Genomic DNA, 23,916 nt, shown 5'->3' with positions numbered 1-23,916 from the left:
TGGGCTTGCTGCGCTCAGGCGACGCGCATCACCGACTTGCCGGATGCGTTTGCCGTGCGATCGAGAAAGCGCTCGCGAATCGACTTCGCAATCCCTGCCGCGTCGAGCCCTGCGCCCGAGAGCAGCTTGGCCGGGTCGCCGTGATCGATGAAGCGGTCGGGGAGGCCCAATTGTAGTACGGGCTTGATAACCCCACTTTCAAGGAGGGCTTCCACGCAGGCCGAACCCGCACCGCCCATGATGCAGCCTTCCTCGACGGTCACGAGGTAGTCGTGTGTATCGGCCAGCTGCTTCACGAGCTCCGTGTCGAGCGGCTTCACGAAGCGCATGTTGGCCACGGTGGCGTCCAGTTCCTCGGCGGCGGCGAGCGACGGCGCAACCATCGTGCCGAACGCGAGGATGGCGATGCGCTTGCCGGCCGGCGCATGGCTCTCGCGGCGGACTTCGCCCTTGCCCACCGGCAGCGCGGCCATCTGCTTGACCGTCGCCACGCCGGTGCCTGCGCCGCGCGGATAGCGCACGGCCGTCGGGCAGTCCTGCTGGAGCGCCGTGTAGAGCATCTGGCGGCACTCGTTTTCGTCCGAGGCAGCCATGATCATCATGTTCGGGATGCAACGCATGAACGCGAGATCGTAGGCACCCGCGTGCGTCGCACCGTCCGCGCCAACCAGACCCGCGCGGTCGATCGCGAACACCACCGGCAGGTTCTGCAATGCGACGTCGTGGATCAGCTGGTCGTAAGCACGCTGCAGGAAGGTCGAGTAGATTGCGACAACGGGCTTGAGGCCCTCGGCCGCGATACCGCCCGCGAACGTCACCGCATGCTGCTCGGCGATGCCCACGTCGTAGTAGCGATCCGGGAAGCGCTTTTCGAACTCGACGAGGCCCGAGCCTTCGCGCATCGCCGGCGTGATGCCGACCACGCGCGAATCGAGTTCGGCCGCGTCGCACAGCCATTCGCCGAAGACCTGGGTATAGGTCTTCTTGCTCGGCGCCGTGGACGGCTTGATACCTTCGGCCGGATTGAACTTGCCGGGACCGTGGTAGAGCACCGGATCCGCTTCGGCGAGCTTGTAGCCCTGGCCTTTTTTCGTCACGACGTGCAGGAATTGCGGACCGCGCAGTTCCTTGATGTTCTGCAGCGTCGGGATCAGCGAGTCGAGATCGTGGCCGTCGATCGGCCCGATATAGTTGAAGCCGAACTCCTCGAACAGCGTGGCCGGCACGATCATGCCCTTCGCGTGCTCTTCGAGCTTGCGCGCGAGGTCGAGCACGGGCGGCGCATGGCGCAGCACGCGCTCCACGCCCGCACGCGCAGCGGCATAGAAGCGGCCCGACATGAGACGCGCGAGGTGGCGGTTGAGCGCCCCCACCGGTGGCGAGATCGACATGTCGTTGTCGTTGAGGATCACGAGAAGCGGCACGTCGTCTTCCACGCCGCCGTTGTTCAGCGCCTCGAAGGCCATGCCGGCGGTCATTGCGCCGTCACCGATCACGGCGATGCCCATGGCGTTATCGCCCTTGAGCTTGCTCGCGATGGCCATGCCGAGCGCGGCCGAGATCGACGTGCTCGAGTGGGCCGTGCCGAATGTGTCGTACGGCGACTCGTCGCGCTTCGGGAAGCCCGAGATGCCGCCGAACTGGCGCAACGTGTGCATCTGGTCGCGGCGGCCGGTCAGGATCTTGTGCGGATAGGTCTGGTGGCCGACGTCCCAGACGATGCGATCGCGCGGCGTGTCGAACACGTAGTGCAGCGCGATCGTCAGCTCGACCGTACCGAGGTTGGACGACAAATGGCCGCCCGTCTGCGAGACGCTGTCGAGAACGAAGGCACGCAGTTCGTCGGCAAGCGGCTGCAACTGGCGGCGATCGAGGCGGCGCAAATCCGCCGGGTCGTCAATGGTTTTCAGCAAGTCGTACATCGTCGTTCCATCCAGGAAATCGGGCGCTCCCGCACTTCTGGCGCACACTACGTCCCCTTCATGCGCGCGGGCGGGTTGGCGCGGTCAGCTGACCCGGTTCACCACCAGGTCGGCGAGTTCGGCAAGGCGCTGTGCGCGCGCGCCGAACGGTTCAAGCGCCGCATGCGCGTCGCCGCGCAACTGCTGCGCCAGCGCTCGCGATGCGTCCAGACCGATGATCGACACGTAGGTCGGCTTGCCGTCCTTCGCGTCTTTGCCAGCAGTCTTGCCGAGCGTCGCCGTGTCGGCGGTGACGTCGAGAATGTCGTCCACCACCTGGAAAGCGAGGCCCACGGCCGCTGCGTACGCATCGAGCGCCTGCAGCGTGCCGGCCGCGGGCGTTTCGCCCGCGAGCGCCCCCATGCGCACCGATGCGCGCAGCAGCGCGCCGGTCTTCAGGCGGTGCATCGTTTCGAGTTCTTCGCGCGTGAGCGAACGGCCCACGCTCGCGAGGTCGATGGCCTGGCCGCCGGCCATGCCGATCGAACCGCTCGCCAGCGCCAGCTCGCGCACGAGCGCGGCCTGACGCGGCGCCGCATCGCGCAAACCCGGCACATCCGACGTCAGCGTAATGAAAGCCTGCGACTGCAGCGCATCGCCGACGAGAAGCGCGGTGGGTTCGTCGTACTTCACGTGAACCGTCGGCTTGCCGCGGCGCATGTCGTCGTCGTCCATGCACGGCATGTCGTCGTGCACGAGCGAGTAGACGTGAATCATCTCCAGCGCGCAGGCCGCGGCGTCGAGCGCCTCGGGCGTGGCGCCGCTCAGCTCACCCGCAGCATGGCACAGAAGCGGGCGCACGCGCTTGCCGCCGCCCAGCACTGCGTAACGCATGGCGTCATGCAGGCCCGCGGGCAGCACGTCGGCTGCCGGCAAATAGTGTTCGAGCGCGCTCTCAACCCGGTCCAGCACCAGCCGGGTCCATTGTTCAAAAGTCATAGATCGTCGTCTCCGCCGGTCGCGGATGTCGTATTGAGGGGCACGGGCCTGAGCGTTTCGCCGTCGAGCACGCGCACCTGTTGTTCAACTTTTTCCAGCTGCTGCTGGCAGAACTTCACCAGCACGGCGCCGCGCCGGTACGCGGCCAGCGACTCTTCGAGACTCAGGCTGCCGCTTTCCATGCGCGCCACGAGCGTGTCGAGCTCCGCCAGCGCGGCCTCGTAGCTCTCGGGCTGCGGCAATCCGTCACCGCCCTCGTTGCCGCTACCGCCGCCATTGCGATCATTGCGGCTTTCGGCTTCGTCAGCCGACGCAGTGCGGTCCGCACTGCTGTCTTTCGTTGCGGATTTCGCCATGAGTCGTCGCAGAATTGAAACAAGGCGGACATTCTACGGCAAAAGCGACTTATCCGACCCGCTCGCCAGCGAGCGTGCCCCGCGAGCCACAAGTTCGATCCTGACCGAAATTCACCCGACCGGCACCTCATACGCGTTGCCCCGCGGCAATTTTGGCAAAAATCAGTGACTTAGCTACCCCTTGGGGGTGGGTTCGGGTATAATCGCCGGCTCCCTAAATCGAATCTTCGATGGTTGGGTTGTTCACTGCTTTCACGTCTTCATCGGGAGTGGGAATGTCCAATCTGAGCAATGCATTGCAGCTGAAGTCTATTCACAGCCAGCTGCCAGTCACCGCTTATTTTGACGATGCGCTTCTCCAGCGCGAAATCGAAACGCTTTTCCAGAAAGGTCCCCGTTACGTCGGGCACGAGCTGATGGTGCCCGAGGCGGGGAATTATTTTGCACTGCCCGGCGAGAAAGAAGGCCGTGTGCTGGTGCGCAACCAGCAAGACCAGATCGAGCTGCTCTCGAACGTCTGCCGCCACCGCCAGGCCATCATGCTAAACGGTCGCGGCACGGCCGACAACATTGTATGTCCGCTGCATCGCTGGACCTACGATCTCAAGGGCGAGCTGCTCGGTGCGCCGCATTTCGCGGACAAACCTTGCCTGAACCTGAACAAGACGCCGCTGCAACAGTGGAACGGCCTGCTCTTCGAGTCCGGGGGGCGCGACATCGCGCGCGATCTCGCTCGTCTGGGCCCGGCGAAACACCTCGACTTTACGGACTACATGTTCGATCACGTCGAGATCCACGAGTGCAACTACAACTGGAAGACCTTCATCGAGGTCTATCTGGAGGACTACCACGTCGTCCCGTTCCACCCGGGCCTCGGCAACTTCGTGTCGTGCGACGACCTGAAGTGGGAGTTCGGCGAGTGGTACAGCGTGCAGACCGTGGGCGTGCACAACCACCTCGGCAAGCCCGGCAGCCCGACGTACCGCAAGTGGCACGACGAGGTCCTGCGCTTCCGTAACGGCGTGCCGCCCGAGTTCGGCGCGATCTGGATGGTGTACTACCCGAATCTCATGATCGAGTGGTACCCGCACGTGCTCGTGGTGTCCTGGCTGATTCCGCAGGGCACGCAGAAAACGACCAATGTGGTCGAGTTCTACTACCCCGAGGAAATCACACTGTTCGAGCGCGAATTCGTCGAGGCCGAGCGGGCCGCCTATATGGAAACCGCCGTCGAAGACGACGAGATCGCCGAGCGCATGGACGCCGGCCGCCGCGCGCTGTTCGAGCGCGGCGTTTCGGAGGTCGGCCCGTATCAGAGCCCGATGGAAGACGGCATGCAGCACTTCCACGAGTTCTTGCGCCGCGAGCTCGGCACGATCTGACACACGCGCTTCTGCGGACAGGAAAGACGGGCTTCGGCCCGTCTTTTTGTTTAGACTGACGACATCGGGCCGGCCCGGCCGGCCGTGCATCCATCATGCTTTGCATAGGGTCGCGCCAGGCGCCGAAGCGCCCGGCGCGATCGACAAGGAGCCGTCGTCATGTCCCACACCCACTACACCACGCTGATTTCCGCCGCCAATCTGCACGAGCGGCTCACGGCGGCGCCGGGCAGCGTGCTCGTGTTCGATTGCCGCTTCGATCTCGTCGATCCGACGATCGGCGAAGCGGCCTACGCGGCCGGCCACATTCCCGGCACGCAATATCTCCACCTCGACCGCGATCTCTCCGGCACGAAGACCGGCAAGAACGGGCGCCATCCGCTGCCCGAGCGCACGACGCTCGTCGCCACGCTCGCGGCGCGCGGGCTCAATGCCGGGCAGCAGGTCGTGGCCTACGACGCGCAGGGCGGCAGTTACGCCGCGCGGCTGTGGTGGCTGCTGCGCTGGCTCGGCCACGATTCCGTGGCGGTGCTCGACGGCGGCCTGCAGGCGTGGGAAGCGGCGGGCTATCCGCTCTCGAAGGACGTGCCCCAGCCCGCGCCGGGCAATTTCAAGGCCGGCGCGCCGCTCCAGGTGACGGTCGACGTACAGGCCGTCGTGCGCAATCTGTCGACGCACGAACAGCTCGTGGTGGACGCGCGCGCGGCGGACCGCTATCGCGGCGAGAACGAAACGATCGACCCGGTGGGCGGACACATTCCGGGGGCGCGCAATCGCTTCTTCAAGGACAACCTGGGCGCCGACGGCCGCTTCAAGCCCGCACATTCGCTGCGCGAGGAATTCACGGCCGTGCTCGCGGGCAAGACGCCCGAACATGTCGTGCTGCAATGCGGCTCGGGCGTCACGGCCTGCCACAACGCGCTCGCCATGGAAATCGCGGGACTGCACGGCGCGGCGCTCTATGGCGGTTCGTGGAGCGAGTGGTGCGCCGACCCGTCGCGTCCTGTTGCGACGGGCGCCAATCCGTAAGCAACGTCAAGGCCGAGGCAAAGGCGCTCGAGCGCGCCCGCGGCGTCACGCGACGCCGTGCTCCCTGAACCACGCGAGGGTGCGCTTCCAGCCGTCCTCGGCGTCGGCCTTGCGATAACTCGGACGATAGTCGGCGAAGAACGCGTGCCCGGCATCGTCGTACACCACGAACTCGGAGCCGCGGCCGCCCTGCGGCCCTTGCGCAATCGCCTTCTTCATCTGTGAGAGCGTGTCCTGCGGAATGCTCTGATCCTGCCGGCCGTACAGGCCAAGCACGGGCACCTGCAGATCGTTCGCCAGATCGACCGGATTTTGCGGCATGGTCTGCGTATGCGGCCCCGCCACGCGCCCGTACCATGCGACGGCGGCCTTCACATGCGGATTGTGCTCGGCATAAAGCCAGGCAATGCGACCGCCCCAGCAAAACCCGTTGATCCCCAGACGCTTCAGGTCGCCGCCATGCTCGCCGGCCCAGGCCACGGTCGCGTCGAGATCGGACATCACCTGCGCGTCGGGTAGCTTGCTCGTGATGTTCTGGTCGATCTGCTGGATGGTGGGATACACCGAGGCGTCGCCTTCGCGCACGAAGAGATCGGGCGCAATGGCGAGGTAGCCGAGCTTCGCGAAACGCCGGCACACATCAGCGATATGTTCGTGCACGCCGAAGATCTCGTGCACGACGATGATCACCGGCAGGTGCGTCTTGCCGAGCGGCTGCGCGCGATACGCGGGGATCAGCGTGCCGTTCGACTCGAAGCCGACTTCACCGGCTTCGAGACCCGCCGCATCGGTATGGATGGTTTGCGCGGAGACCGGCAGCACCGCCGCGGCAAAGCCGCTGCCGAGCGCGGCCTTCAGGAAGGTGCGCCGATCGAACGGCACGTGCGGAACCAGGGAATCGACTTCGGGCTTCAGCATGCAACGCTCCTTGTTGAACGGCAATACCGTGAACGGCAATACCGGCTGAATTATGGCTTGATGCGAAGGAATGCGCCCGCGCGGCGAGGTGCCGGCGGACGCGGCGGTCAATGCAGCTTCACGCGCGGCAGCGTCGTGCGGCGCAGCCAGTGCGCAAAGGTGTCGAGCACCATGCGCGCATAGCCGTGCAGCGCGGCAATATGCAAGCGGTACAGCGACATGTACATGAAGCGGGCAAAGAGGCCCTCGATCAGCATGCTGCCGCCGATCAGCCCGCCCATCAGGTTGCCCACGGCGCTGAAGTGGCCGAGCGACACCAGCGAGCCGAAGTCGCGATAGGTGAACTCGGGCAGCGCCTGGCCCTCGAGCACGTTGCCGAGCGCGCGCAACAGGAAGGCCGCCTCCTGGTGCGCCGCCTGGGCGCGCGGCGGCACGCCGCGTTCGTGGCCGGGCCACTCGCACGCGGCGCAGTCGCCGAACGCGAAGATATTGTCGTCGGTTTCGGTCTGCAGCGTGCGGCGCACGATCAGCTGGCCGAGCTTGTTGACCGGCAGGCCGTCGAGCTGAGACAGCACCGGCGGCGCCGTGATGCCCGCGGCCCAGACCGTGAGGTCCGCGCGCACGGCCTTGCCGCTCGCCGTGCGCACGACGCCCGGCCCGACTTCGGTCACGCGCTCGCTGGTGAGAATCCGCACGCCGAGTTTCTTCAGCAGATCGGCGGTCGCCGACGAAACGCGTTCCGGCAGCGCGGGCAGAATGGTCGGACCGGCCTCGATCAGCGCGATGCCGACATCGCGGCTCGGATCGAGCTTGTGCAGGCCATAAACCGAGAGCACCTGCGCGGTATTGCGCAGCTCGGCCGAAAGCTCGACGCCGGTCGCCCCCGCGCCGATGATCGCGATCTGCACGCGCGGCTCGTCGCTTGCCGCCACGCCTTCGGGAAGGGGCTCGGGCGCCTGATGCTCGGCACGCATGCAGGCCGCGATGAGCCGCTTGCGAAAGCGTTCGGCCTGCGCGACGGTGTCGAGCGCAATCGAGTTCTCCGCAGCGCCTGGCACACCGAAGAAATGCGTGGTGCTGCCGATGGCGAGCACGAGCGTGTCGTACTCGATCTCGCGCGGCGGTATCAACTCGGCGCCGTCCTCGTCCAGCACGGCGCCAAGGCGAATGCGTTTGCCCGCCCGGTCGAGGCCGGTCAGCTCGCCCTGCTGAAACTCGAAGCCATGCCAGCGCGCCTGCGCGGCATATTCGAGTTCCTGGGTGAACGGGTCCATGCTGCCCGCCGCGACTTCATGCAGCAGCGGTTTCCAGATATGCGTCGGGTAGCGGTCGACGAGCGTCACGCTCGCACGCGGCTCGCGGCCGCGACGCGCCTTGCCGTACCGGTCGCCCAGCCGGGTGGCCAGCTCCAGTCCGCCAGCGCCTCCTCCCACAACGATAAAGCGATGCATAGACTCTCCGTGCGTGTCGTTTGGCTTCACCCATTGTCGGCTGACGCGGCGCTTCGCAACAAGCCCGCACCGGACATAACAGTCATGCGGGCGGCGTGCTTGTTACGGCACGCCCTCGCTACACCCTCAGTGCGCTTCTTCCCAGTTCGCCCCCACGCCTACTTCGGCAACGAGCGGCACCTTGAGCTTTGCCACCGAACACATCAGCTCCGGCAGGCGCTTGCGCACTTCGGCCAACTCGTCGTCGGGCACTTCGAGCACGAGTTCGTCGTGCACCTGCATGATCATCTTCGTGCGCATGCCGGTCTCGTCGAGCCACTTCTCCACGGCGATCATCGACAGCTTGATGAGGTCGGCCGCGGTACCCTGCATCGGCGCGTTGATGGCAGCACGCTCGGCGGCCTGGCGGCGCGGGCCGTTGCCGCCGTTGATCTCGGGCAGCCACAGGCGCCGGCCGAACACGGTCTCGACATAGCCGTGCGATTTCGCGTCCATGCGCGTCTCGTCCATGTAGCGCGCCACGCCAGGATAACGCGCGAAATAGCGGTCGATATAGAGCTTCGCCGCGTCGCGCGTGATGCCGAGATTCGAGGCGAGCCCGAACGCGCTCATGCCGTAGATCAGGCCGAAATTGATGACCTTGGCAATACGGCGCTGGTCGGCGCTCACTTCGAGCGGCGTCACGCCGAACACTTCGGCCGCCGTGGCGCGGTGAATGTCGTCGCCGCGCGCGAAGGCGGCCAAAAGCGACTCGTCGCCCGAAATGTGCGCCATGATGCGCAGCTCGATCTGCGAGTAGTCGGCCGAGACGATCTTGCATCCCGGCGACGCGATGAACGCCTCGCGTATGCGCCGGCCTTCGCCCGTGCGCACCGGAATGTTCTGCAGATTCGGATCGTTCGATGCCAGCCGCCCCGTGACCGCCACGGCCTGCGCATAGTTCGTGTGCACGCGGCCCGTCTGCGCGTTGACCATGCGCGGCAGCTTGTCGGTATAGGTCGACTTGAGCTTCGCGAGACCGCGATGCTCGAGCAGCAGCTTGGGCAGCGGGTAGTCTTCCGCGAGCTTTTGCAGCACTTCTTCGTCGGTCGACGGTGCGCCGCTCGGCGTTTTCTTGACGACGGGCAGTTGCAGCTTCTCGAAGAAGATCTGGCCGATCTGCTTGGGCGAGCCGAGATTGAACTCCCCACCCGCCAGTGCATAGGCCTCCTGCTCCAGCTCGACGAGACGCACCGCAATCTGCGCGCTCTGCTTCGCGAGACGCTCCGTGTCGATCAGCACGCCGTTACGCTCCATCTGGCGCAGCACGCGCGAGGTGGGCATTTCGATCTGGCGATACACGTAGTCGAGCCCCTTCTCCGGCTCGATCTGCGGATACAGCGCGAGGTGCAGCTGCAGCGTGACGTCGGCGTCTTCGGCCGCATATTCGGCGGCCTTTTCGAGCGGCACTTCGTCGAAACCGATCTGCTGCGCGCCCTTGCCCGCCACCTCCTCGTACTTGATCGTCTTGATGCCGAGATGGCGCAGCGCGAGGCTGTCCATGTCATGGCTGCGATGCGATTCGAGCACGTACGATTCGAGCATCGTGTCGTGCTCCACGCCGTTCAGCGCGATACCGTAGTTCGCCAGCACCTGCTCGTCGTACTTCATGTGCTGGCCGACTTTCTTGTGCTGCTCGCTTTCGAGCCACGGCTTCAGACGCGCGAGCACTTCGTCGAGCGGCAGTTGCTCCGGAGCATCCACGCCGCGATGCCCCACCGGCAGATAGGCGGCTTGCCCGGGCTCCGTCGCGAACGACAGGCCCACGAGCTTCGCCACCATCGGATCGAGCGCCGTGGTTTCGGTATCGAACGCCGTGATGCGCGCCGCTTCGATCTTCTCGAGCCACGTATCGAATTGCGCCCACGTCTGGATCGTTTCGTAGTGACGCGGCACGTCGAGCATCAGCGCGGGCTGCACGCTCGCGTCTTTCGCGGGCGCGTCGCCGGCGGTCGCCGCCGGCACGGCTTCGCTCTGCTGCGACGCCTCGTTCACTTCGCGCAGCCAGGTCTTGAAGCCGTGGCGCGCGAAGATGTCGCGCAACTCCTCGCGCGCTTCGGGACGCGTGGCGAGCGACGCTTCGATCGACTCGATGTGCGGCGTGAGATTGCAGGCCGTCTCCACCGTGACGAGTTTTCTCGCCATCGGCAGGAAGTCGAGCGCATCGCGCAGATAACCGCCCACCGCCCCCTTGATGTCGGCCGCATGTTCGACGATGCCGTCGAGCGTGCCGTACTCGGTGAGCCACTTCACCGCCGTCTTCGGGCCGCACTTGTTCACGCCCGGCACGTTATCGACGGTGTCGCCGATGAGCGAAAGATAATCGACGATGCGCTCGGGCGGCACGCCGAACTTCGCGATCACGCCTTCGCGATCGAGCGTTTCGTTCGTCATCGTATTGATGAGCGTGACGCGATCGGTCACGAGCTGCGCAAGATCCTTGTCGCCCGTGGAGACGATCACCTTCATGCCGCGCTTTTCCGCTTCGCGCGCGAGCGTGCCGATCACGTCGTCGGCCTCCACGCCTTCGATCATCAGAAGCGGCCAGCCGAGCGCGCGCACGGCCACGTGAATGGGCTCGATTTGTGCTGCAAGCGGCTCGGGCATGGAAGGCCGGTTCGCCTTATAGTCGGGATACCAGTCGTCGCGGAACGTCTTGCCCTTTGCATCGAACACGCACGCGCTATACTCTGCCGTAACCTCCTTGCGCATACGGCGCAGCATGTTGATGATCCCGTATAGCGCACCCGTCGGCTCGCCGTCAGGACCGCGCAGATCCGGCATCGCATGGTAGGCCCGATAGAGATAGCTAGAACCATCGACCAGCAACAGGGTCTTTCCTTCCAGCTCAGTATTTAGGTTGGTTTCCACGCGAAGTTCTTCAGGCATTATGGACAAGAGAAAAGTGATTCCGAGTCTGCGTTCACTCGCAGATCAAGAGCGCGCAACGGCCAAGAAGGCGCGCGCATCGTGGCAGATGTTCACGATTATGGCAGAGTTTATCGAGGCGACCGAGTACCTGTCCGAGATCCGGCCGGCCGTCAGCATCTACGGTTCTGCCCGCCTGAAACCGGACTCGAAGTACTACCAGTTGGCCACGGAAATCGCGCGCAAGGTGTCGGACGCCGGCTTCGCCGTGATCTCCGGCGGCGGCCCCGGCATCATGGAAGCCGCGAACAAGGGCGCACACGCAGGCAAATCGCCTTCAGTGGGTCTGAACATCGAGTTGCCGCACGAGCAGTCGGGCAACCAGTGGCAGGACATCTCGCTGCGCTTTCGCCACTTCTTCACGCGCAAGGTCACCTTCGTCAAGAACTCCGACGCGGTGATCGTGATGCCCGGCGGCTTCGGTACGCTCGACGAACTCGCCGAAGTGCTCACGCTGATCCAGACGAAGAAGTCGCGCCATGTGCCGATCATTCTGGTGGGCGCCGAGTTCTGGGAAGGCCTGCTCGGCTGGTTCCGCTCCGCGCTCGTGCCGATGGGCCTCATCAATCCGGAAGACATGGATCTGATGCAGGTGATCGACGAACCGGACCAGGTGCTCGACGCCGTGCTGAAGTTCTACGAGGACGCGAGCGAGAGCGAGGAGTCCGGAAAAGAGCATCCCGCGCATCGCGACCGGGACTCCGACGAAGACCGGATGTTCTACCTTTGACGGTTGAACTGCTGGTTTAAGCGCCGGTTCAGCATCGGTTCAAGCGCAGTTTTGCCCGCCGCGTGTGCGGCGGGCGCCTCGTCCTGCCTTATCCTCCCTGCCTTTCTTTCCGCTTGCGCGGGCGCTCAGCCCCGCGCGGCACGCTCGCCCGGGCTTGCCTGCTCTTCCAGCCAGCGGCAGAACTGCACCACCAGCGGCGCATCGGCCACTTCGCGCCGCACTACCCACCAGTAGCCCCGTGCATCGAGTTGCGGCCCCGCAAGCGGCGCAACGAGGCGCCCCGACGCCAGTTCGTCGTCGACGAGCGGCAACGGTCCGAGCGCGACACCGAGGCCATCCACCGCCGCCTGCAAGGCAAGGTAGAAATGATCGAACGACTGTTTCTTCCTGCATTTCGCTTTCACGCCCGCTGCGGCGAGCCAGGTGCGCCACGCGTCGGGGCGCGTATCCGAATGCAGCAGCACGTGGCGCGCGAGGTCGCCGGCCGTGTGGATTGGCTGGCGCTCCAGCAGCGCCGGACTGCACACCGGCAACTCCATTTCGTCGAGGAAATGGCCGCTCGCGCAGTCGGGCCAGTGCGCCGGGCCGCGCCGCACGGCCACGTCGAAACCTTCGAGCGTTTCCACCGGCGCATTCGAGGTCGAAAGGCGCAACTCCACGTTCGGCACGAGGCGCTGGAATTGCGAAAGCCGCGGCAGCAGCCATTTCATCGAAAACGTGGGGAGAGCGTTCACGCGCAGCACGTGGACGACAGCGGTATCGCGCAACTGCTGCGTGGCGCGCGCGATGCTGTCGAATGCCGACTGCACGGTCGCGAGATAATGCCGGCCATCGTCGGTGAGCGCGACGCGCTTGCCGTGCCGGTGAAAAACCTGCACGCCCACCCACGCTTCGAAGGCGGCCACCTGCCGGCTGATTGCACCGTGAGTCACATGGAGTTCGGCCGCCGCGGCGGTGAAGCTATTGTGCCGCGCGGCAGCCTCGAACGCGCGCAGGGCAGGAAAAGGAGGAAGCGATCGGACCATGCTTGTGATTCTAGATCACAAGGTGCCGCCGTAAAAATCGTTTTGCGGCGAGACCGATCGGCGCTAACCTCGGGGCTCGACTCGAGGATCGTCCCAGCATGAAAGAAACGCTCTCCCCAACTGCCCCGCCCGCCGCGCCCCAAGCCGACGAACTGCACACGCCGACCGTGCGCGAACTGTTCCTCGGCTTTCTTGGCCTCGGCTTTTCGTCGTTCGGCGGCGCGCTGCCGCTTGCGCGGCGCACCATCGTCGACCAGCGCCGCTGGCTCTCGTCGGCCGAATTCACGGATCTGCTCGGTCTGTGCCAATTCCTGCCCGGCGGCAACGTCATCAATCTTTCGGTGGCGATCGGCATGCGCTTCCAGGGCTGGCGCGGCGCGCTGGCCGGCCTGCTCGGACTGATCGCCGGGCCGTCGCTCGTGGTGGTCGGGCTGGGCGTGCTCTACGAGCGCACGCAGAACGACCCGCACGTGCGCCATCTGTTCGTCGGGCTTGCGGCCGCAGCGGCGGGACTTCTGATCGCGATGGCCGCGAAGATCGTGCTGCCGCTGCGCCACGATCCAGCCGCGGCCTTCATTGCCGTGCTCGGCTTTATCGCAATCGCGCTCCTGCGCACGCCGCTCCTGCCCACCATGCTCGTGCTCACGCCGATCGGCATTGCGGTTGCGGCCCGCGCCGCCCGCCGCGCCGGAGGTGCGCAATGAACGCCACGCTGCTCGCGCTCGCCGCGATCTTCAGCCAGCTCTCGCTGCTCGCCTTCGGCGGCGGCAATACCATCCTGCCGGAGATGCAGCGCCAGGTGGTGGAGGTGCATCACTGGATGCCTGCCAGCGAGTTCAGCGCGCTCTTTGCGCTCGCGCAGGCGGCCCCCGGGCCCAACATGATGATCGTCACGCTGGTGGGCTGGCACGTGGCGGGCTGGGCGGGCATGCTCGTGACTTCGGTGGCGAAGTTCGGGCCGTCCTCGCTCGTGACCGTGGCGGTGCTGCACGCGTGGGACCGCTTCAAGGACCGCCCGTGGCGGCGCATCGCGCAGCGCGGGCTCGTGCCGGTGACGTCGGGACTCGTGGCGGCGAGCGCACTGCTGATTGCCAAGGCCTCCGATCCTTCGTGGATTGCATGGGTGGTCACCGGCGTCTGCGCGGTGCTGGCGTTTCGCACGAAGATTCACCCGCTATGGCTGCTCGGGGCAGGGAGCTTGATCGGGTTGTGCGGGTTCGGTCAGTGATGAGCGTTGATGTGAACCCGCCCCATCTGCAGTACTAACGATTGCAGGCCCGATAACCGATAACGACAACCATCGAGCCCGGCCGCGCATGCACTGCGCGGCCGGGCTTTTTGCCTTACTGGAACGCCACCTCGGCAAAGCTGCGCAGCTTGCGGCTATGCAGCTTATGCAGGCCGTTCGTGCGCAAAATCTCCATCGCCTTCACGCCGATCTGCAGATGCTGGTCCACCTGCCCGCGGTAGAACGAATCGGCCATGCCGGGTAGCTTCAGTTCGCCGTGCAGCGGCTTGTCGGAAACGCACAGCAGCGTGCCGTACGGCACACGGAAGCGGAATCCGTTCGCCGCGATCGTCGCGCTTTCCATATCGAGCGCAATCGCCCTGCTTTGCGAAAGCCGCTGCACCGGCTCGCGGTGATCGCGCAGCTCCCAGTTGCGGTTGTCCACGCTCGCCACCGTGCCCGTGCGCATCACGCGCTTGAGCTCGGGCCCGTCGAGCTGCGTGACCTCCGCCACCGCGCGCTCCAGCGCAAGCTGCACTTCCGCGAGCGCCGGAATCGGCACCCACAGCGGCAGATCCGCGTCGAGCACGTGATCCTCGCGCACGTAGCCGTGCGCCAGCACGTAGTCGCCGAGGCGCTGCGTGTTGCGCAGCCCCGCGCAGTGGCCGAGCATGACCCATGCGTGCGGACGCAGCACCGCGATGTGATCGGTGATGGTCTTCGCATTGGACGGCCCGACGCCGATGTTGACCATCGTGATGCCGCTGCCGTCCGCCCGCTTGAGGTGATAGGCCGGCATCTGCGGCAGGCGCGCGGGCGGCGTGCCCTCGTCGTCCTGCTCGCCGAGATTCGCGTTGTACGTCACCACGTCGCCCGGTTCGACGAACGAGGTGTATTCGCTGCGATAGTTGCGCAGCTCGGCGTCTTCGGTGCGGGCCATCATCGCGCGGCCGAGCTTCACGAACTCGTCGATATAGAACTGATAGTTCGTGTAAAGCACGTAGTTCTGGAAGTGCGTGGGCGAGGTTGCCGTGTAGTGCCTCAGCCGGTGCAGCGAGAAGTCCACGCGCGGCGCCGTGAAAAGCGCGAGCGGATGCGGCTCGCCCGGCGCCGGCTCGAAGGTGCCGTTGACGATGCGGTCGTCGAGCTGCGCGAGGTCCGGGGTATCGAACACGTCGCGCATCGCGACGAGCCGTTCGCGGTCGAGGTCCCCTTCGAGGTGGATGCCTTCGGCGAACGCGAAATGCACGGGAATCGGCTGGTCCGAAACGCCCACTTCGATCTTCACGTGATGGTTCTTCGCGAGGAGCCGCAACTGCTCGCGATAGTAGTCGCCGAACAGGTCCGGCCGCGTGACGGTGGTCTCGAACACGCCCGGCCCGGCGACGAAGCCATAGGAGCGGCGCGAATCGATGTGCGTGTTGACCTCGGTGCGGATGCGCACGAACGGGTAGCAGGCGCGCACATGGCGGTCGAACACCTCGCCGCGCCGGTAGCGCGCGAAGGCGTCGCGCAGGAACGAGGTGTTTGCGTCGTAGAGGGTGGACAGCTGGGCGACCGCGTCGCCGGCGTCGTCGAAAGACCCGGTCGGGAATTCGTGGGCGGACGTCATGAGCGGCCGCAGGCTGGTGTCGTTGTTCATCGTCTTACGCTCCGGTCGGTCGAACCACCTTACCACGGAACCAGGCCACACTGACGACACCCTTGCGCCCCGCCCGAAGATCGCCGCCGCGCGGGGGCGGCCGAGCCGCGGAACGGCGCAGGTTCGGCCGCGGGATTTGCTAGAATCGGGACATCGAACCGGACTCTCAACGGAATCATCATGAAGTCGCTCCTTCCCGTCGCCGCCGCTGCGCTGCTCGTGCTCAACGGGCTCGCCACGGGGGTCGCTATGGCCGCGCCCACCGACGACGCGAAGAACGCCGTCGAAGCGCAATCGGCCGAACCCCCGCCGCCGCCGCCCCTGTCGGCCAACGAACAGGCCGGCCTGCCCAACCTCGACGAGATCAACCGCCCGGCGGCCAAGATCACGTCGAAGGTCGAGTTCAACCAGCCGCGCACGCCGAGCTTCCACGAAGTGAGCCCGAACGGCACGGAAATCACCGAATACCGCGACAAGGGCAAGCCCGTCGAAATCAACGTGCGTTCGAACTTCGGCACGCACTACACGATGACCGCGCCGGCCGACACCTCGCCGCAGGTCCGCACGAGCGGCCAGGCCAGCGAGCGCCTGCCCTCGATCAACCTGCACTACTGATCCGCAATGCTGTCCGCGCGCCTCGCGTGCGGGCCGGACGGCGCGCAAACGGCGCCGCGAGCGGGCGCCCCCGCGCGCGAGGCGAAACCGCACCCGTCTGACGCCTGACCATCGCCCGACCCCGAAACCAACCCGATTCCCGCATGGCCGTCTTCACCGCTGTCACCGACACCCAGCTTGGCGCATGGATGCGCGACTACGATCTCGGCGATGTCGTCGATTTCCGCGGCATCCAGTCCGGCATTGAAAACAGCAATTTCTTCCTGACGACCACGCGCGGCGAATACGTCCTGACGATTTTCGAAAAGCTGACGGCCGGGCAACTGCCGTTCTACCTCGACCTGATGCGCCATCTCGCGGCGCACCGCGTGCCGGTGCCCGATCCGATGCCGCGCGCCGACGGCTCGCTCTTCGGCCTCCTGAACGGCAAGCCCGCGACCATCGTGACGAAGCTCGACGGCGCGCCGGAACTCGCGCCGGGCGTGGAGCACTGCGCCGAAGTCGGCCAGATGCTGGCCCGCATGCATCTGGCGGGCCGCGACTTCCAGCCGGACCAGCCGAACCTGCGCAGCCTGCCGTGGTGGGAAGAAACGGTGCCGACGGTGCTGCCCTTCCTCGCCGACGCGCAACGCGAGCTGCTCACGGGCGAACTCGCGCATCAGCGCGCGTTTTTCGCCTCGCCGGACTACGCCGCGCTGCCGGGCGGCCCGTGCCACTGCGACCTGTTCCGCGACAACGTGCTGTTCGCGCGCGCCGAGGCGCTGCCGGGGCACGAAGTGCGCCTGGGCGGTTTTTTCGACTTCTATTTCGCCGGCTGCGACAAATGGCTGTTCGACCTGGCGGTCACGGTGAACGACTGGTGTGTCGATCTGCCCACCGGCAAGCTGGACCTGCCGCGCGCCGAAGCGCTGCTGCGCGCCTACCAGACGGTGCGCCCGCTCACGGCCGAAGAAACCCGCCACTGGGACGACATGCTGCGTGCAGGCGCGTACCGCTTCTGGCTGTCGCGCCTGTATGATTTCCACCTGCCGCGCTCGGCGGAGCTGCTCAAGCCGCACGATCCCGGCCACTTCGAGCGGATCCTGCGCCAGCGCCTTGCCGCCAGTGCAACCGTCGCCCTCCACGCAGGATCTCGCGCATGCAACTGATTGAAGTCCCCGCGAAGACGGGCTATGTCTGGTTCCGCCAGGGTATCTGGCTGTTCCGCCGCAACCCGCTCGCGTTCCTCACGCTGTTCTTCGCTTATCTGCTGGCGATGACGCTGATCTCGGCGATTCCGCTGGTGGGCGGCGTGCTGCCGCTCATCTTCGTGCCGGGCGTCGCCGTGGGCTTCATGGCCGCCTGCCGCGACACGGTGGCGGGCAAGCCGGTCTTTCCCACCATCCTCGTGGATGGCTTTCGCTCTTACGGCTCCGGGGTGGCCAAGCGCCTGTTCGCGCTGGGCGGGCTCTACGTGGTGGCGATGACGCTCGTGCTCGCGGCCTCCGCGCTCGCAGACGGCGGCGCGCTGCTGCAGTTGATGACGCTGGGCGGTTCGGTGGACGCGGATTCGCTCGAAAACAGCAACCTGCCGCTCGCGGTGCTCGCCTCGCTGGTGTTTTACGTGCCGGTGTCGATGCTGTTCTGGTTCGCCCCGGTGCTGACGGCATGGCACGACGTACCGCCCGTCAAGGCCATGTTCTTCAGCGTGGTGAGCTGCTGGCGCAACAAGGGCGCCTTCATGGTGTACGGCGCATTGTGGATGGCCGTATCCGTGGTCGTCTCGCTCGGGCTCTCGGTGCTGCTGCACACGCTCGGCGCGGGAGACTATGCGCTGGCCGTGCTGATGCCCGCGCTCATCGTCGTGACGACGATGCTTTACTGCTCGTTCTACGCCACGTATCGCGGCTGCTTCGGCATTCAGGATCAGCAGACCGCCGGCACCACGTCTGGCGGTTCGGGCCGCTAGACTCGCCTGCCGGTTCGCCCACGCCCCGCGGGCGGCGCCTTGCGCGCCGTCCGTCGATACCCGGCTCGGGCCGGCAGCTCAGTGCTGGCTCATCCAGTCCGGATGACGCGTCGACTTTTCGCGGTCGAGCTTGCGCAGACGGAATTCCAGATCGTAGATATCGTTGGCTTCGGCGAGATACGCCTCTTCGCGCTCTTTTTGCACGTCGTCGGCGGACTTGGTCAGGAACAGGAACAAACGGCTCAGGAGATACATGATTAGGCCCTACTTCGGATGAACTTGGATTTCAAGTGAATATCCGGATTATAGGGTAAACCCTAGTATCTTGTCAGCCGTGCCAAAAAGGCGAACCGCCAGAAAGGGTGCGACGTATCGTCCGCCCGGCCGCTCAGCGAGCGCGCCTGGCCATTGCGCCGCCGAAGGCGTCGTTAGCCGCTTTGCGGCGGCGGCCTTCGAAGAAGGCCCAGATCATCGCGCTCGCGTCCGGGCCCGTGGCCGAGTGGAACGGCACGGCGTCGTCGCCGCCGCTCCACGCGTGATCCAGATTCGCCACGCGGCACAGCCGCACCACGCTCTTGCCGCGGCGCGTGTAGTCCTGCACCACATGGCCGTCGAGCGCCGTTTCCTGCGGCGCGACGTCGGGTCGCACGCCGTCTGCATCGGCGAGTCCGTTCAGACGCAGGAACTGCACCGTGAGCTGCTCAGCGTTGACCGGCGCCACCACGGCATCCTGTTCGCCCTGCACGACGATGGCGGGCATGCCCGGGTGCGGCCCGTCGCCCAGCTGGCGCTCGAGCAGTTCGACCGGATCGTGATGCAGCCCGCGCCGCATGACGTCGAGCGCCGTCACGCCCGAACGCGCCTCGCCGAATGCGGGGCCGGAGTGCAGCGCCACGGCCGCGAACCGTTCGGGCGCGCGCACCGCCAGCAGCGCGGCAAGGCCCGCACCGGCGGAAAGTCCCGCAGCATAGACCCGCGAACCGTCGAAACCGTAGTCCTCGACGAGCGTATCGACCAGCGAAACGACCGCGTCGGCTTCGCCGCCGCCCGCTTCGTCGCGAGCGTCGTACCAGTGCCAGCACTGATGCGGGTGGGCCAGCCCCGATTGCTCGGGATAGACCACGGCGAAGCCGTGCCGGTCGGCGAGCAGGTTCATCCGCGTGCCTTCGGCGAACGTGTCCATCGACTGCTTGCAGCCGTGCAGCATCACCACGAGCGGCAGCCCGGCCGTCTGCTTGCGGCCCGCCGGCAGGTAGAGCCCGTAGGAGAGCGTGCGCGCTCCGCGCTGCGGCGTGGCCGGTGCGACGTGCTCGGCACGCCGCCATTCGCCGGCCGCCCAGGCAGCCCCGCGCGGTCCCACGCGCGATTCGCGCGGCGGCGTCGCAGGGCGCTTCGCAGTAGAAGCGGTAGAGGCAGAGGTGGCGCTCGGGGCAGCCGCATGGGCCGCCTGGGTTGCCGCAGCCTGCGCGGCGTGCCACAGCGCGTGCGCCTGGGGCGCGCGAGCACCCGCTTCGTGCAGCGCCGTGCGGGCGGCGCGATTCTGGATGGCGAGCAGACGTCGCATGCCACCCGCCCACAGCTTCGTCAGATCTTTCGTCATCATCGGCCTTGTGAAAGGGGTCGGATACGTAACCGGATCGTCCGGCGACGTTTCGTTGTGCGATGCACAATAACACTAATCAACGGACGCTGCAGAACAAAGCGCGGAAACTCCACGCGGCCATCGTGCAGCGCAACCATAGACGGGACAGATAAGGCCGATGCCGAGGTTTTTCGAGAGGGATATACTTAAAGACCATGTAAAGCGCATGTCCGCCGGCGAGGCGGCTCGTGCGTTGAGTTGAATGAATAACCCCGCTGGATAACCCCTTTTATTTGCGCCATTGCGGCGCCGAGCCATGCCAGATTTGCCTCTTCACCAGTGGTATGCGATCACGAACCTCGGCGGCGCCGGGCTGACGCTGCCGCTCGCGCTCGCGATCGCGCTTTGGCTCGCCGCCGGCTACTCCACGCGGATGGCGGCGAGCTGGCTGCTGCTGCTCGGCGCTTCGATCGGTGTCGTCACGGTCACGAAGATCGCCTTCCTCGGCTGGGGCGTAGGCGTGCGCGAGCTCGATTTCACGGGCGTGAGCGGGCACGCCATGCTGTCCACGGCCGTTTATCCGGTGGCGTTCTTCCTGATGCTGCAAGGCGCCCGGCCGGCGCTGCGCGTCGCGGGGGTCGCGGTGGGACTCGCCATGGGCGTCGCCGTGGGGCTCTCGCGCGTGGTGCTGGAGGCGCACTCGCCGTCCGAAGCCGTCGCTGGCTTCGTGGTCGGCGCGCTCACGGCGCTCATTTTCGTCCGCTACTGGTGGAACGCGCAGGCGGGTCGCATATCGGCGGCGGCGGTTACGCTCAGTCTCGTCGCGCTCACCTTCGCGCTGCACGACGTGCGGGTGCCCACGCACCGCTGGGTCACGCATCTCGCGCTGACGGTATCGGGCCACGAGCAGCCCTACGTGCGCGCGCGCTGGAAAGCCAACCGCGACAATCCGTCGCCCACGTCGCCCCTCTCGCAAACCCGCAACACGCTGGTCGCCCCCACCCAGCGGCACGCCTGACTGATCGCGGCGCTCAGCCGCTCACACCCAGCAGCACGCTCGAAGCCTTGAAGACGGCCGTGGCCGGCGCTCCGGCGACGAGACCCAGTGCGTCCACGCTGGCATCCGTCACCACCGCCGCGATCACCGTGCCGCCCGGCAGCGCAAGCGTCACCTCCGCATTCACGGCCCCGCGCCGCACCTCGTCGATCGTCCCGCCAAGGCGGTTGCGCACCGAAAGCCGAGCCGCCGCCTCCGGATCGCCCGCCACCAGCACCACCGACGAAGCCTTCACGAGCGCCACCGCCGCCGCGCCTTCGGTGAGCCCGAGCGATTCGGTGCTTTCACGCGTCACCACGGCCACGACTGTCTGACCGCCTGGCAGCGCAAGGGACACCTCGTCGTTCACTGCGCCGCGCTCGATTCGCGCCACCCTGCCGTAGAGATAATTGCGCGCGCTGGTGCGCAGGCTAAAGCGGCCGAGAAGCGCCAGATCGCTGTCGAGCCGACCCGCGGCATGCTCGCCGCCGAGCGCGGCCGCGGCAGCGGCCGCCCGCTCCAGAAAACGCCGATGCTCGCGTTCGATGGCATGCCAGGTCTCGATGAGACGCAGCGCGCGCGCCGTGAGCGTCGTGCCGCCGCCGCCCTTGCCGCCGGCGGCGCGCACCACGAGCGGCTCGCCCGCAAGGTTGTTCATCGCATCGATGGCGTCCCACGCGCCCTTGTAGCTCATGCCGACCGCCTTCGCGGCACCGGTGATCGAGCCGGTTTCGCGGATCGCGGCAAGCAGGCCAATGCGCGTGGCGCCGCCCAACATCTGCTGGCCGGACTGAAACCAGAGCGCGCCGCCCATGCCGAGTTCGGGAGGCGTCGCCCCGGCCGGCAGCGCATCGGAAGAAGAAGGGTTCATCGCGGAAAAGGACGCCAGAGTCAGGGCGTTCGATTATAGAGACGCACGCTGCGCCGACCGCCGTTACGACCTCAATCGCCCGAAACTTTCGGCTTGGGCAATTCGCGCAACAGCCGCTCGCCCTCCTTCGCCGTGGCTCGCTTGACGGCCTCGCACCAGCCGCGCGCGAAACCGAGCAGATAGGGATCGACGGCCATCGCCTCGATAAAACCCAAGGCCACGGCCGCGTCGTTGCCGTCGCCCAGCACGGACTGCAGCCGCGCGAGCGTACGCGCCGTTTCCGTGCGCGTGCGGCGCGAGGCGATGGGCGCGAAGAACTCCAGCGTGTAGCGCAGGTACTTCGCATTGATGCGCGCCTGATGCCGGCTGGCTTCGTCGATGACGGTGAGCCTGGGCGTCTCCGCGAGGTGCCTGTAATAGCGCCGCACACGCTTTTGCGCCTGCTCGTGGAGTGGGCGCGGCGCTTCGCCGGGCCCCGCGCCCGCCGTCTCGCCGCGTGCGCGAGCGGCCAATGTGGCCAGCCAGCGCAACCACGCCAGAGCGACATGCGCATAACGCGGCGAACGCAGCGCATCGCGCACGCGTGCGCGCGCCGCAAGCCGTGTCTTGTCCGCCGCTTCGCGCACGGCCTCCCAGCGCTGCGGCTCCGTGTCGGCGGCGGCGAGCACCGGCAGCGTCGATTCCACGAAGACATCGCGGTCGCGCGCCTCGCCCAGCAAGTCCCCCAGCCACTTCAGATCGGGCTTGATCTGCGTGCTCCAGGTTTGGTCCTGCCAACGCGAGAAGATGCGCATCGCCGTGCGCAGGCGTCGCTGCGAGACGCGCATCTGGTGAATGAACTCCGTCTTCGGCGAATCGCGCACGCCCGCGTCGTTGCCGAACCATTGCGCGCTGATGTTGCGGCCGATGGCGACGAGCGCGGCAGCATCCGTATGCGCGCCGGCCAGGTCGACCGGCGCGGCGTGCACGGCTTCGATGTCGCCGGCAAAGTTGCCTGCCGCGGCTCGATCCAGGGCATCGGTCACGCGCACGAACGCGGGCGCGTCGGCAGGCGCGGCATCGATCAGCGCATCGGCGCAGGCGAACAGCGCATCGGCGATGGGCTCGGGATCCGCATCGTCGGGCCAGGGCGCGCGCACGCGCAACTCGTGCAGACGAGGGCCCTCGTGGGCCAAACCGGAAGCCGACGCTGTTTCGCACAACTGCGCATCGAGCACCAGCTCGGCCTCGATGCCGTCGCGCCGCCAAGGCCAGCGATAACGCACGGCACTCAACCCCGCCACCGGGGCCGGCTTGCCCGCCGCGGCCAGTGCCTCGCGAAACGGCTCGGGCGCGGCATCGAATAGCGAATCCGCAATGTCAGCGGCGTCGAGCGGGGCCTCGAAGATCGGCGTGATCGCGTGAATGCCCGGTGTCATGGCATGGCGGCGCAACACGGCGACCTTGCTCACGTCGCCGCGCGTCTCCACGGCAATGCGCCAGCCGTCGTGGGCCAGCAACGTATCGTGGTCGAACAGCGTGGTGACCACGCGCGCCCCGCCGACTGTCGCCGTGCCGAGTTGCGGCAGCGCATCAATGAATGCCGCGGCGAGCGTGGCGGGCGCCGCCATGCCGCGCGGGGCATGTTTTCCCGACGCGGCACGCGCGGGAAGCACGATATCCAGCACGATTTCGAGAACACGAACCATGAACGCTCCTGCGATCGAACCGAGGACGAAACAAGGTGACGGGAGGAATCGAAACGGCAACCGAGAGTCTACTGACCCTCATAATACAACGGCCTGTCAGAGACGGGGCGTGCCCAGCCGCGAGAAAGGTGCACAGGCTGGCGCCTATCCTCATGCACTTTGACTATTATCAAGACAGCAAATCGGTGGCAGCGAAAGAATGCTTACGTTTATTGTCGGCAATCCGGCGCTTTGTAAGGAGTATTGAGTGTTCCCAGAATTCAGAGACCTGATCTCGCAGCTGAAGACCGAAGACGACCACTTTGCGCGGCTCTTCCACCGTCACAACGAGCTGGACCAGCAGATCAAGAACATGGAGGCCGGTATCGTGCCGGCCGACGGCATGGCAATCGAGCAACTGAAGAAAGAGAAACTGCAGATCAAAGACTCGCTGTATCACATTCTCGTCAAGGCTTCGCAGGCCTGAAGGCGGTGCTGCAGTTGCACTGCGGTTGTGCCTCAACCGCGCGCGTTCGCTGTCGAGCGCGCGCGAACGCGTTCGCACCCAA

The 23,916-nt window shown here is 66.4% G+C and carries 22 protein-coding genes; 10 read left to right on the top strand and 12 right to left on the bottom strand.

Annotation, left to right across the window (positions count from 1 at the left end; genetic code table 11):
* Positions 1-14: 14 nt before the first annotated feature.
* The 3 genes from dxs to U5760_RS14480 all read right to left on the bottom strand — a co-directional run bounded on the left by dxs (position 15) and on the right by U5760_RS14480 (position 3,256).
* Positions 15-1,922 (bottom strand): 1-deoxy-D-xylulose-5-phosphate synthase, encoded by a 1,908-nt coding sequence (gene dxs / locus U5760_RS14490; RefSeq protein ID WP_322012663.1) that lies wholly within the window; start codon positions 1,920-1,922, stop codon positions 15-17.
* A gap of 84 nt (positions 1,923-2,006) precedes the next feature.
* A complete protein-coding gene (locus tag U5760_RS14485) occupies positions 2,007-2,900 on the bottom strand; it encodes a farnesyl diphosphate synthase (protein ID WP_322012662.1) in 894 nt (297 codons plus the stop codon).
* Positions 2,897-3,256, bottom strand: a complete 360-nt coding sequence (locus U5760_RS14480) for an exodeoxyribonuclease VII small subunit (RefSeq protein WP_322012661.1) — start codon at positions 3,254-3,256, stop codon at positions 2,897-2,899. Before U5760_RS14480 ends, U5760_RS14485 begins: the two co-directional genes overlap by 4 nt.
* 275 nt (positions 3,257-3,531) lie before the next feature.
* On the opposite strand from U5760_RS14480, the gene U5760_RS14475 reads away from it, so the two are divergent.
* Positions 3,532-4,638 carry an aromatic ring-hydroxylating dioxygenase subunit alpha gene (locus tag U5760_RS14475; RefSeq protein ID WP_322012660.1) on the top strand — a complete coding sequence of 369 codons (1,107 nt, stop codon included), beginning with the start codon at positions 3,532-3,534 and terminating at the stop codon, positions 4,636-4,638.
* 159 nt (positions 4,639-4,797) lie between these two features.
* Complete coding sequence (locus U5760_RS14470) at positions 4,798-5,667, top strand: sulfurtransferase (RefSeq protein ID WP_322012659.1); 870 nt, start codon at positions 4,798-4,800, stop codon at positions 5,665-5,667.
* Between the two features lie 45 nt (positions 5,668-5,712).
* Here U5760_RS14470 and U5760_RS14465 read toward each other — a convergent pair whose 3' ends face one another.
* From U5760_RS14465 to polA, 3 genes are all read right to left on the bottom strand, one after another.
* Positions 5,713-6,585: a dienelactone hydrolase family protein gene (locus U5760_RS14465; protein ID WP_322012657.1), complete on the bottom strand. Its 873-nt coding sequence runs from the start codon at positions 6,583-6,585 to the stop codon at positions 5,713-5,715.
* A 107-nt stretch (positions 6,586-6,692) separates the two neighbouring features.
* Complete coding sequence (locus tag U5760_RS14460) at positions 6,693-8,036, bottom strand: NAD(P)/FAD-dependent oxidoreductase (protein ID WP_322012655.1); 1,344 nt, start codon at positions 8,034-8,036, stop codon at positions 6,693-6,695.
* A 126-nt stretch (positions 8,037-8,162) separates the two neighbouring features.
* Entirely contained in the window at positions 8,163-10,964 is a 2,802-nt protein-coding gene (gene polA / locus U5760_RS14455; protein WP_322012653.1) for a DNA polymerase I, read from the bottom strand.
* Between the two features lies 1 nt (position 10,965).
* Between polA and U5760_RS14450 the strand changes: the two genes are divergently transcribed.
* Positions 10,966-11,733: a TIGR00730 family Rossman fold protein gene (locus U5760_RS14450; RefSeq protein ID WP_322012651.1), complete on the top strand. Its 768-nt coding sequence runs from the start codon at positions 10,966-10,968 to the stop codon at positions 11,731-11,733.
* A 125-nt stretch (positions 11,734-11,858) separates the two neighbouring features.
* Here U5760_RS14450 and U5760_RS14445 read toward each other — a convergent pair whose 3' ends face one another.
* Positions 11,859-12,758 (bottom strand): transcriptional regulator GcvA, encoded by a 900-nt coding sequence (locus tag U5760_RS14445; protein WP_322012649.1) that lies wholly within the window; start codon positions 12,756-12,758, stop codon positions 11,859-11,861.
* A gap of 98 nt (positions 12,759-12,856) precedes the next feature.
* Here U5760_RS14445 and U5760_RS14440 point away from each other — a divergent pair, with 98 nt between their 5' ends.
* Together U5760_RS14440 and U5760_RS14435 are read left to right on the top strand one after the other, a co-directional pair.
* Positions 12,857-13,462 (top strand): chromate transporter, encoded by a 606-nt coding sequence (locus tag U5760_RS14440; protein ID WP_322012647.1) that lies wholly within the window; start codon positions 12,857-12,859, stop codon positions 13,460-13,462.
* Entirely contained in the window at positions 13,459-13,986 is a 528-nt protein-coding gene (locus U5760_RS14435; protein ID WP_322012646.1) for a chromate transporter, read from the top strand. The genes U5760_RS14440 and U5760_RS14435 overlap by 4 nt, the downstream gene beginning before the upstream one ends.
* 115 nt (positions 13,987-14,101) lie before the next feature.
* Here U5760_RS14435 and U5760_RS14430 read toward each other — a convergent pair whose 3' ends face one another.
* The gene (locus U5760_RS14430; RefSeq protein ID WP_322012645.1) at positions 14,102-15,628 is read right to left on the bottom strand and encodes an AMP nucleosidase; all 1,527 of its coding nucleotides are present in this window, start codon (positions 15,626-15,628) and stop codon (positions 14,102-14,104) included.
* Between the two features lie 180 nt (positions 15,629-15,808).
* Between U5760_RS14430 and U5760_RS14425 the strand changes: the two genes are divergently transcribed.
* The 3 genes from U5760_RS14425 (at position 15,809) to U5760_RS14415 (ending at position 18,191) form a co-directional block, all read left to right on the top strand.
* Entirely contained in the window at positions 15,809-16,243 is a 435-nt protein-coding gene (locus U5760_RS14425) for a hypothetical protein (protein ID WP_322012644.1), read from the top strand.
* Between the two features lie 143 nt (positions 16,244-16,386).
* Positions 16,387-17,391: a homoserine kinase gene (locus U5760_RS14420; protein ID WP_322012642.1), complete on the top strand. Its 1,005-nt coding sequence runs from the start codon at positions 16,387-16,389 to the stop codon at positions 17,389-17,391.
* A complete protein-coding gene (locus U5760_RS14415) occupies positions 17,382-18,191 on the top strand; it encodes a BPSS1780 family membrane protein (protein ID WP_322012640.1) in 810 nt (269 codons plus the stop codon). The genes U5760_RS14420 and U5760_RS14415 overlap by 10 nt, the downstream gene beginning before the upstream one ends.
* A gap of 78 nt (positions 18,192-18,269) precedes the next feature.
* Here the strand turns inward: U5760_RS14415 and U5760_RS14410 are convergent, their stop codons facing one another.
* Both U5760_RS14410 and U5760_RS14405 read right to left on the bottom strand, forming a co-directional pair.
* On the bottom strand, positions 18,270-18,446 hold the full coding sequence (locus tag U5760_RS14410; RefSeq protein WP_322012638.1) for a DUF3563 family protein: 177 nt from the start codon (positions 18,444-18,446) through the stop codon (positions 18,270-18,272).
* Between the two features lie 133 nt (positions 18,447-18,579).
* Entirely contained in the window at positions 18,580-19,791 is a 1,212-nt protein-coding gene (locus U5760_RS14405; protein ID WP_322012636.1) for a PHB depolymerase family esterase, read from the bottom strand.
* 298 nt (positions 19,792-20,089) lie between these two features.
* Between U5760_RS14405 and U5760_RS14400 the strand changes: the two genes are divergently transcribed.
* Positions 20,090-20,791: a phosphatase PAP2 family protein gene (locus tag U5760_RS14400; protein ID WP_322012634.1), complete on the top strand. Its 702-nt coding sequence runs from the start codon at positions 20,090-20,092 to the stop codon at positions 20,789-20,791.
* A gap of 13 nt (positions 20,792-20,804) precedes the next feature.
* On the opposite strand, the gene U5760_RS14395 is transcribed toward U5760_RS14400, so the two are convergent.
* Positions 20,805-21,680 carry a TOBE domain-containing protein gene (locus U5760_RS14395; protein WP_322012632.1) on the bottom strand — a complete coding sequence of 292 codons (876 nt, stop codon included), beginning with the start codon at positions 21,678-21,680 and terminating at the stop codon, positions 20,805-20,807.
* A gap of 71 nt (positions 21,681-21,751) precedes the next feature.
* Positions 21,752-23,368: a CHAD domain-containing protein gene (locus U5760_RS14390; protein WP_322012630.1), complete on the bottom strand. Its 1,617-nt coding sequence runs from the start codon at positions 23,366-23,368 to the stop codon at positions 21,752-21,754.
* A gap of 247 nt (positions 23,369-23,615) precedes the next feature.
* Between U5760_RS14390 and U5760_RS14385 the strand changes: the two genes are divergently transcribed.
* Positions 23,616-23,834 carry a YdcH family protein gene (locus tag U5760_RS14385; RefSeq protein WP_322012628.1) on the top strand — a complete coding sequence of 73 codons (219 nt, stop codon included), beginning with the start codon at positions 23,616-23,618 and terminating at the stop codon, positions 23,832-23,834.
* Positions 23,835-23,916 lie beyond the last annotated feature (82 nt).

The organism is Paraburkholderia sp. J12, from assembly GCF_905220215.1.
In the GTDB taxonomy this organism is placed as follows: Bacteria; Pseudomonadota; Gammaproteobacteria; order Burkholderiales; family Burkholderiaceae; genus Paraburkholderia.
The sequence above is the reverse complement of the archived record's forward strand: the minus strand, read 5'-3'. Positions and strand labels throughout refer to the sequence as shown.

What these genes read in the sequence shown, in the direction of transcription:
- dxs (WP_322012663.1), bottom strand. Translation starts at nt 1,922, where the DNA reads ATGTACGACTTGCTGAAAACCATTGACGACCCGGCGGATTTGCGCCGC.
- U5760_RS14485 (WP_322012662.1), bottom strand. Translation starts at nt 2,900, where the DNA reads ATGACTTTTGAACAATGGACCCGGCTGGTGCTGGACCGGGTTGAGAGC.
- U5760_RS14480 (WP_322012661.1), bottom strand. Translation starts at nt 3,256, where the DNA reads ATGGCGAAATCCGCAACGAAAGACAGCAGTGCGGACCGCACTGCGTCG.
- U5760_RS14475 (WP_322012660.1), top strand. Translation starts at nt 3,532, where the DNA reads ATGTCCAATCTGAGCAATGCATTGCAGCTGAAGTCTATTCACAGCCAG.
- U5760_RS14470 (WP_322012659.1), top strand. Translation starts at nt 4,798, where the DNA reads ATGTCCCACACCCACTACACCACGCTGATTTCCGCCGCCAATCTGCAC.
- U5760_RS14465 (WP_322012657.1), bottom strand. Translation starts at nt 6,585, where the DNA reads ATGCTGAAGCCCGAAGTCGATTCCCTGGTTCCGCACGTGCCGTTCGAT.
- U5760_RS14460 (WP_322012655.1), bottom strand. Translation starts at nt 8,036, where the DNA reads ATGCATCGCTTTATCGTTGTGGGAGGAGGCGCTGGCGGACTGGAGCTG.
- polA (WP_322012653.1), bottom strand. Translation starts at nt 10,964, where the DNA reads ATGCCTGAAGAACTTCGCGTGGAAACCAACCTAAATACTGAGCTGGAA.
- U5760_RS14450 (WP_322012651.1), top strand. Translation starts at nt 10,966, where the DNA reads ATGGACAAGAGAAAAGTGATTCCGAGTCTGCGTTCACTCGCAGATCAA.
- U5760_RS14445 (WP_322012649.1), bottom strand. Translation starts at nt 12,758, where the DNA reads ATGGTCCGATCGCTTCCTCCTTTTCCTGCCCTGCGCGCGTTCGAGGCT.
- U5760_RS14440 (WP_322012647.1), top strand. Translation starts at nt 12,857, where the DNA reads ATGAAAGAAACGCTCTCCCCAACTGCCCCGCCCGCCGCGCCCCAAGCC.
- U5760_RS14435 (WP_322012646.1), top strand. Translation starts at nt 13,459, where the DNA reads ATGAACGCCACGCTGCTCGCGCTCGCCGCGATCTTCAGCCAGCTCTCG.
- U5760_RS14430 (WP_322012645.1), bottom strand. Translation starts at nt 15,628, where the DNA reads ATGAACAACGACACCAGCCTGCGGCCGCTCATGACGTCCGCCCACGAA.
- U5760_RS14425 (WP_322012644.1), top strand. Translation starts at nt 15,809, where the DNA reads ATGAAGTCGCTCCTTCCCGTCGCCGCCGCTGCGCTGCTCGTGCTCAAC.
- U5760_RS14420 (WP_322012642.1), top strand. Translation starts at nt 16,387, where the DNA reads ATGGCCGTCTTCACCGCTGTCACCGACACCCAGCTTGGCGCATGGATG.
- U5760_RS14415 (WP_322012640.1), top strand. Translation starts at nt 17,382, where the DNA reads ATGCAACTGATTGAAGTCCCCGCGAAGACGGGCTATGTCTGGTTCCGC.
- U5760_RS14410 (WP_322012638.1), bottom strand. Translation starts at nt 18,446, where the DNA reads ATGTATCTCCTGAGCCGTTTGTTCCTGTTCCTGACCAAGTCCGCCGAC.
- U5760_RS14405 (WP_322012636.1), bottom strand. Translation starts at nt 19,791, where the DNA reads ATGACGAAAGATCTGACGAAGCTGTGGGCGGGTGGCATGCGACGTCTG.
- U5760_RS14400 (WP_322012634.1), top strand. Translation starts at nt 20,090, where the DNA reads ATGCCAGATTTGCCTCTTCACCAGTGGTATGCGATCACGAACCTCGGC.
- U5760_RS14395 (WP_322012632.1), bottom strand. Translation starts at nt 21,680, where the DNA reads ATGAACCCTTCTTCTTCCGATGCGCTGCCGGCCGGGGCGACGCCTCCC.
- U5760_RS14390 (WP_322012630.1), bottom strand. Translation starts at nt 23,368, where the DNA reads ATGGTTCGTGTTCTCGAAATCGTGCTGGATATCGTGCTTCCCGCGCGT.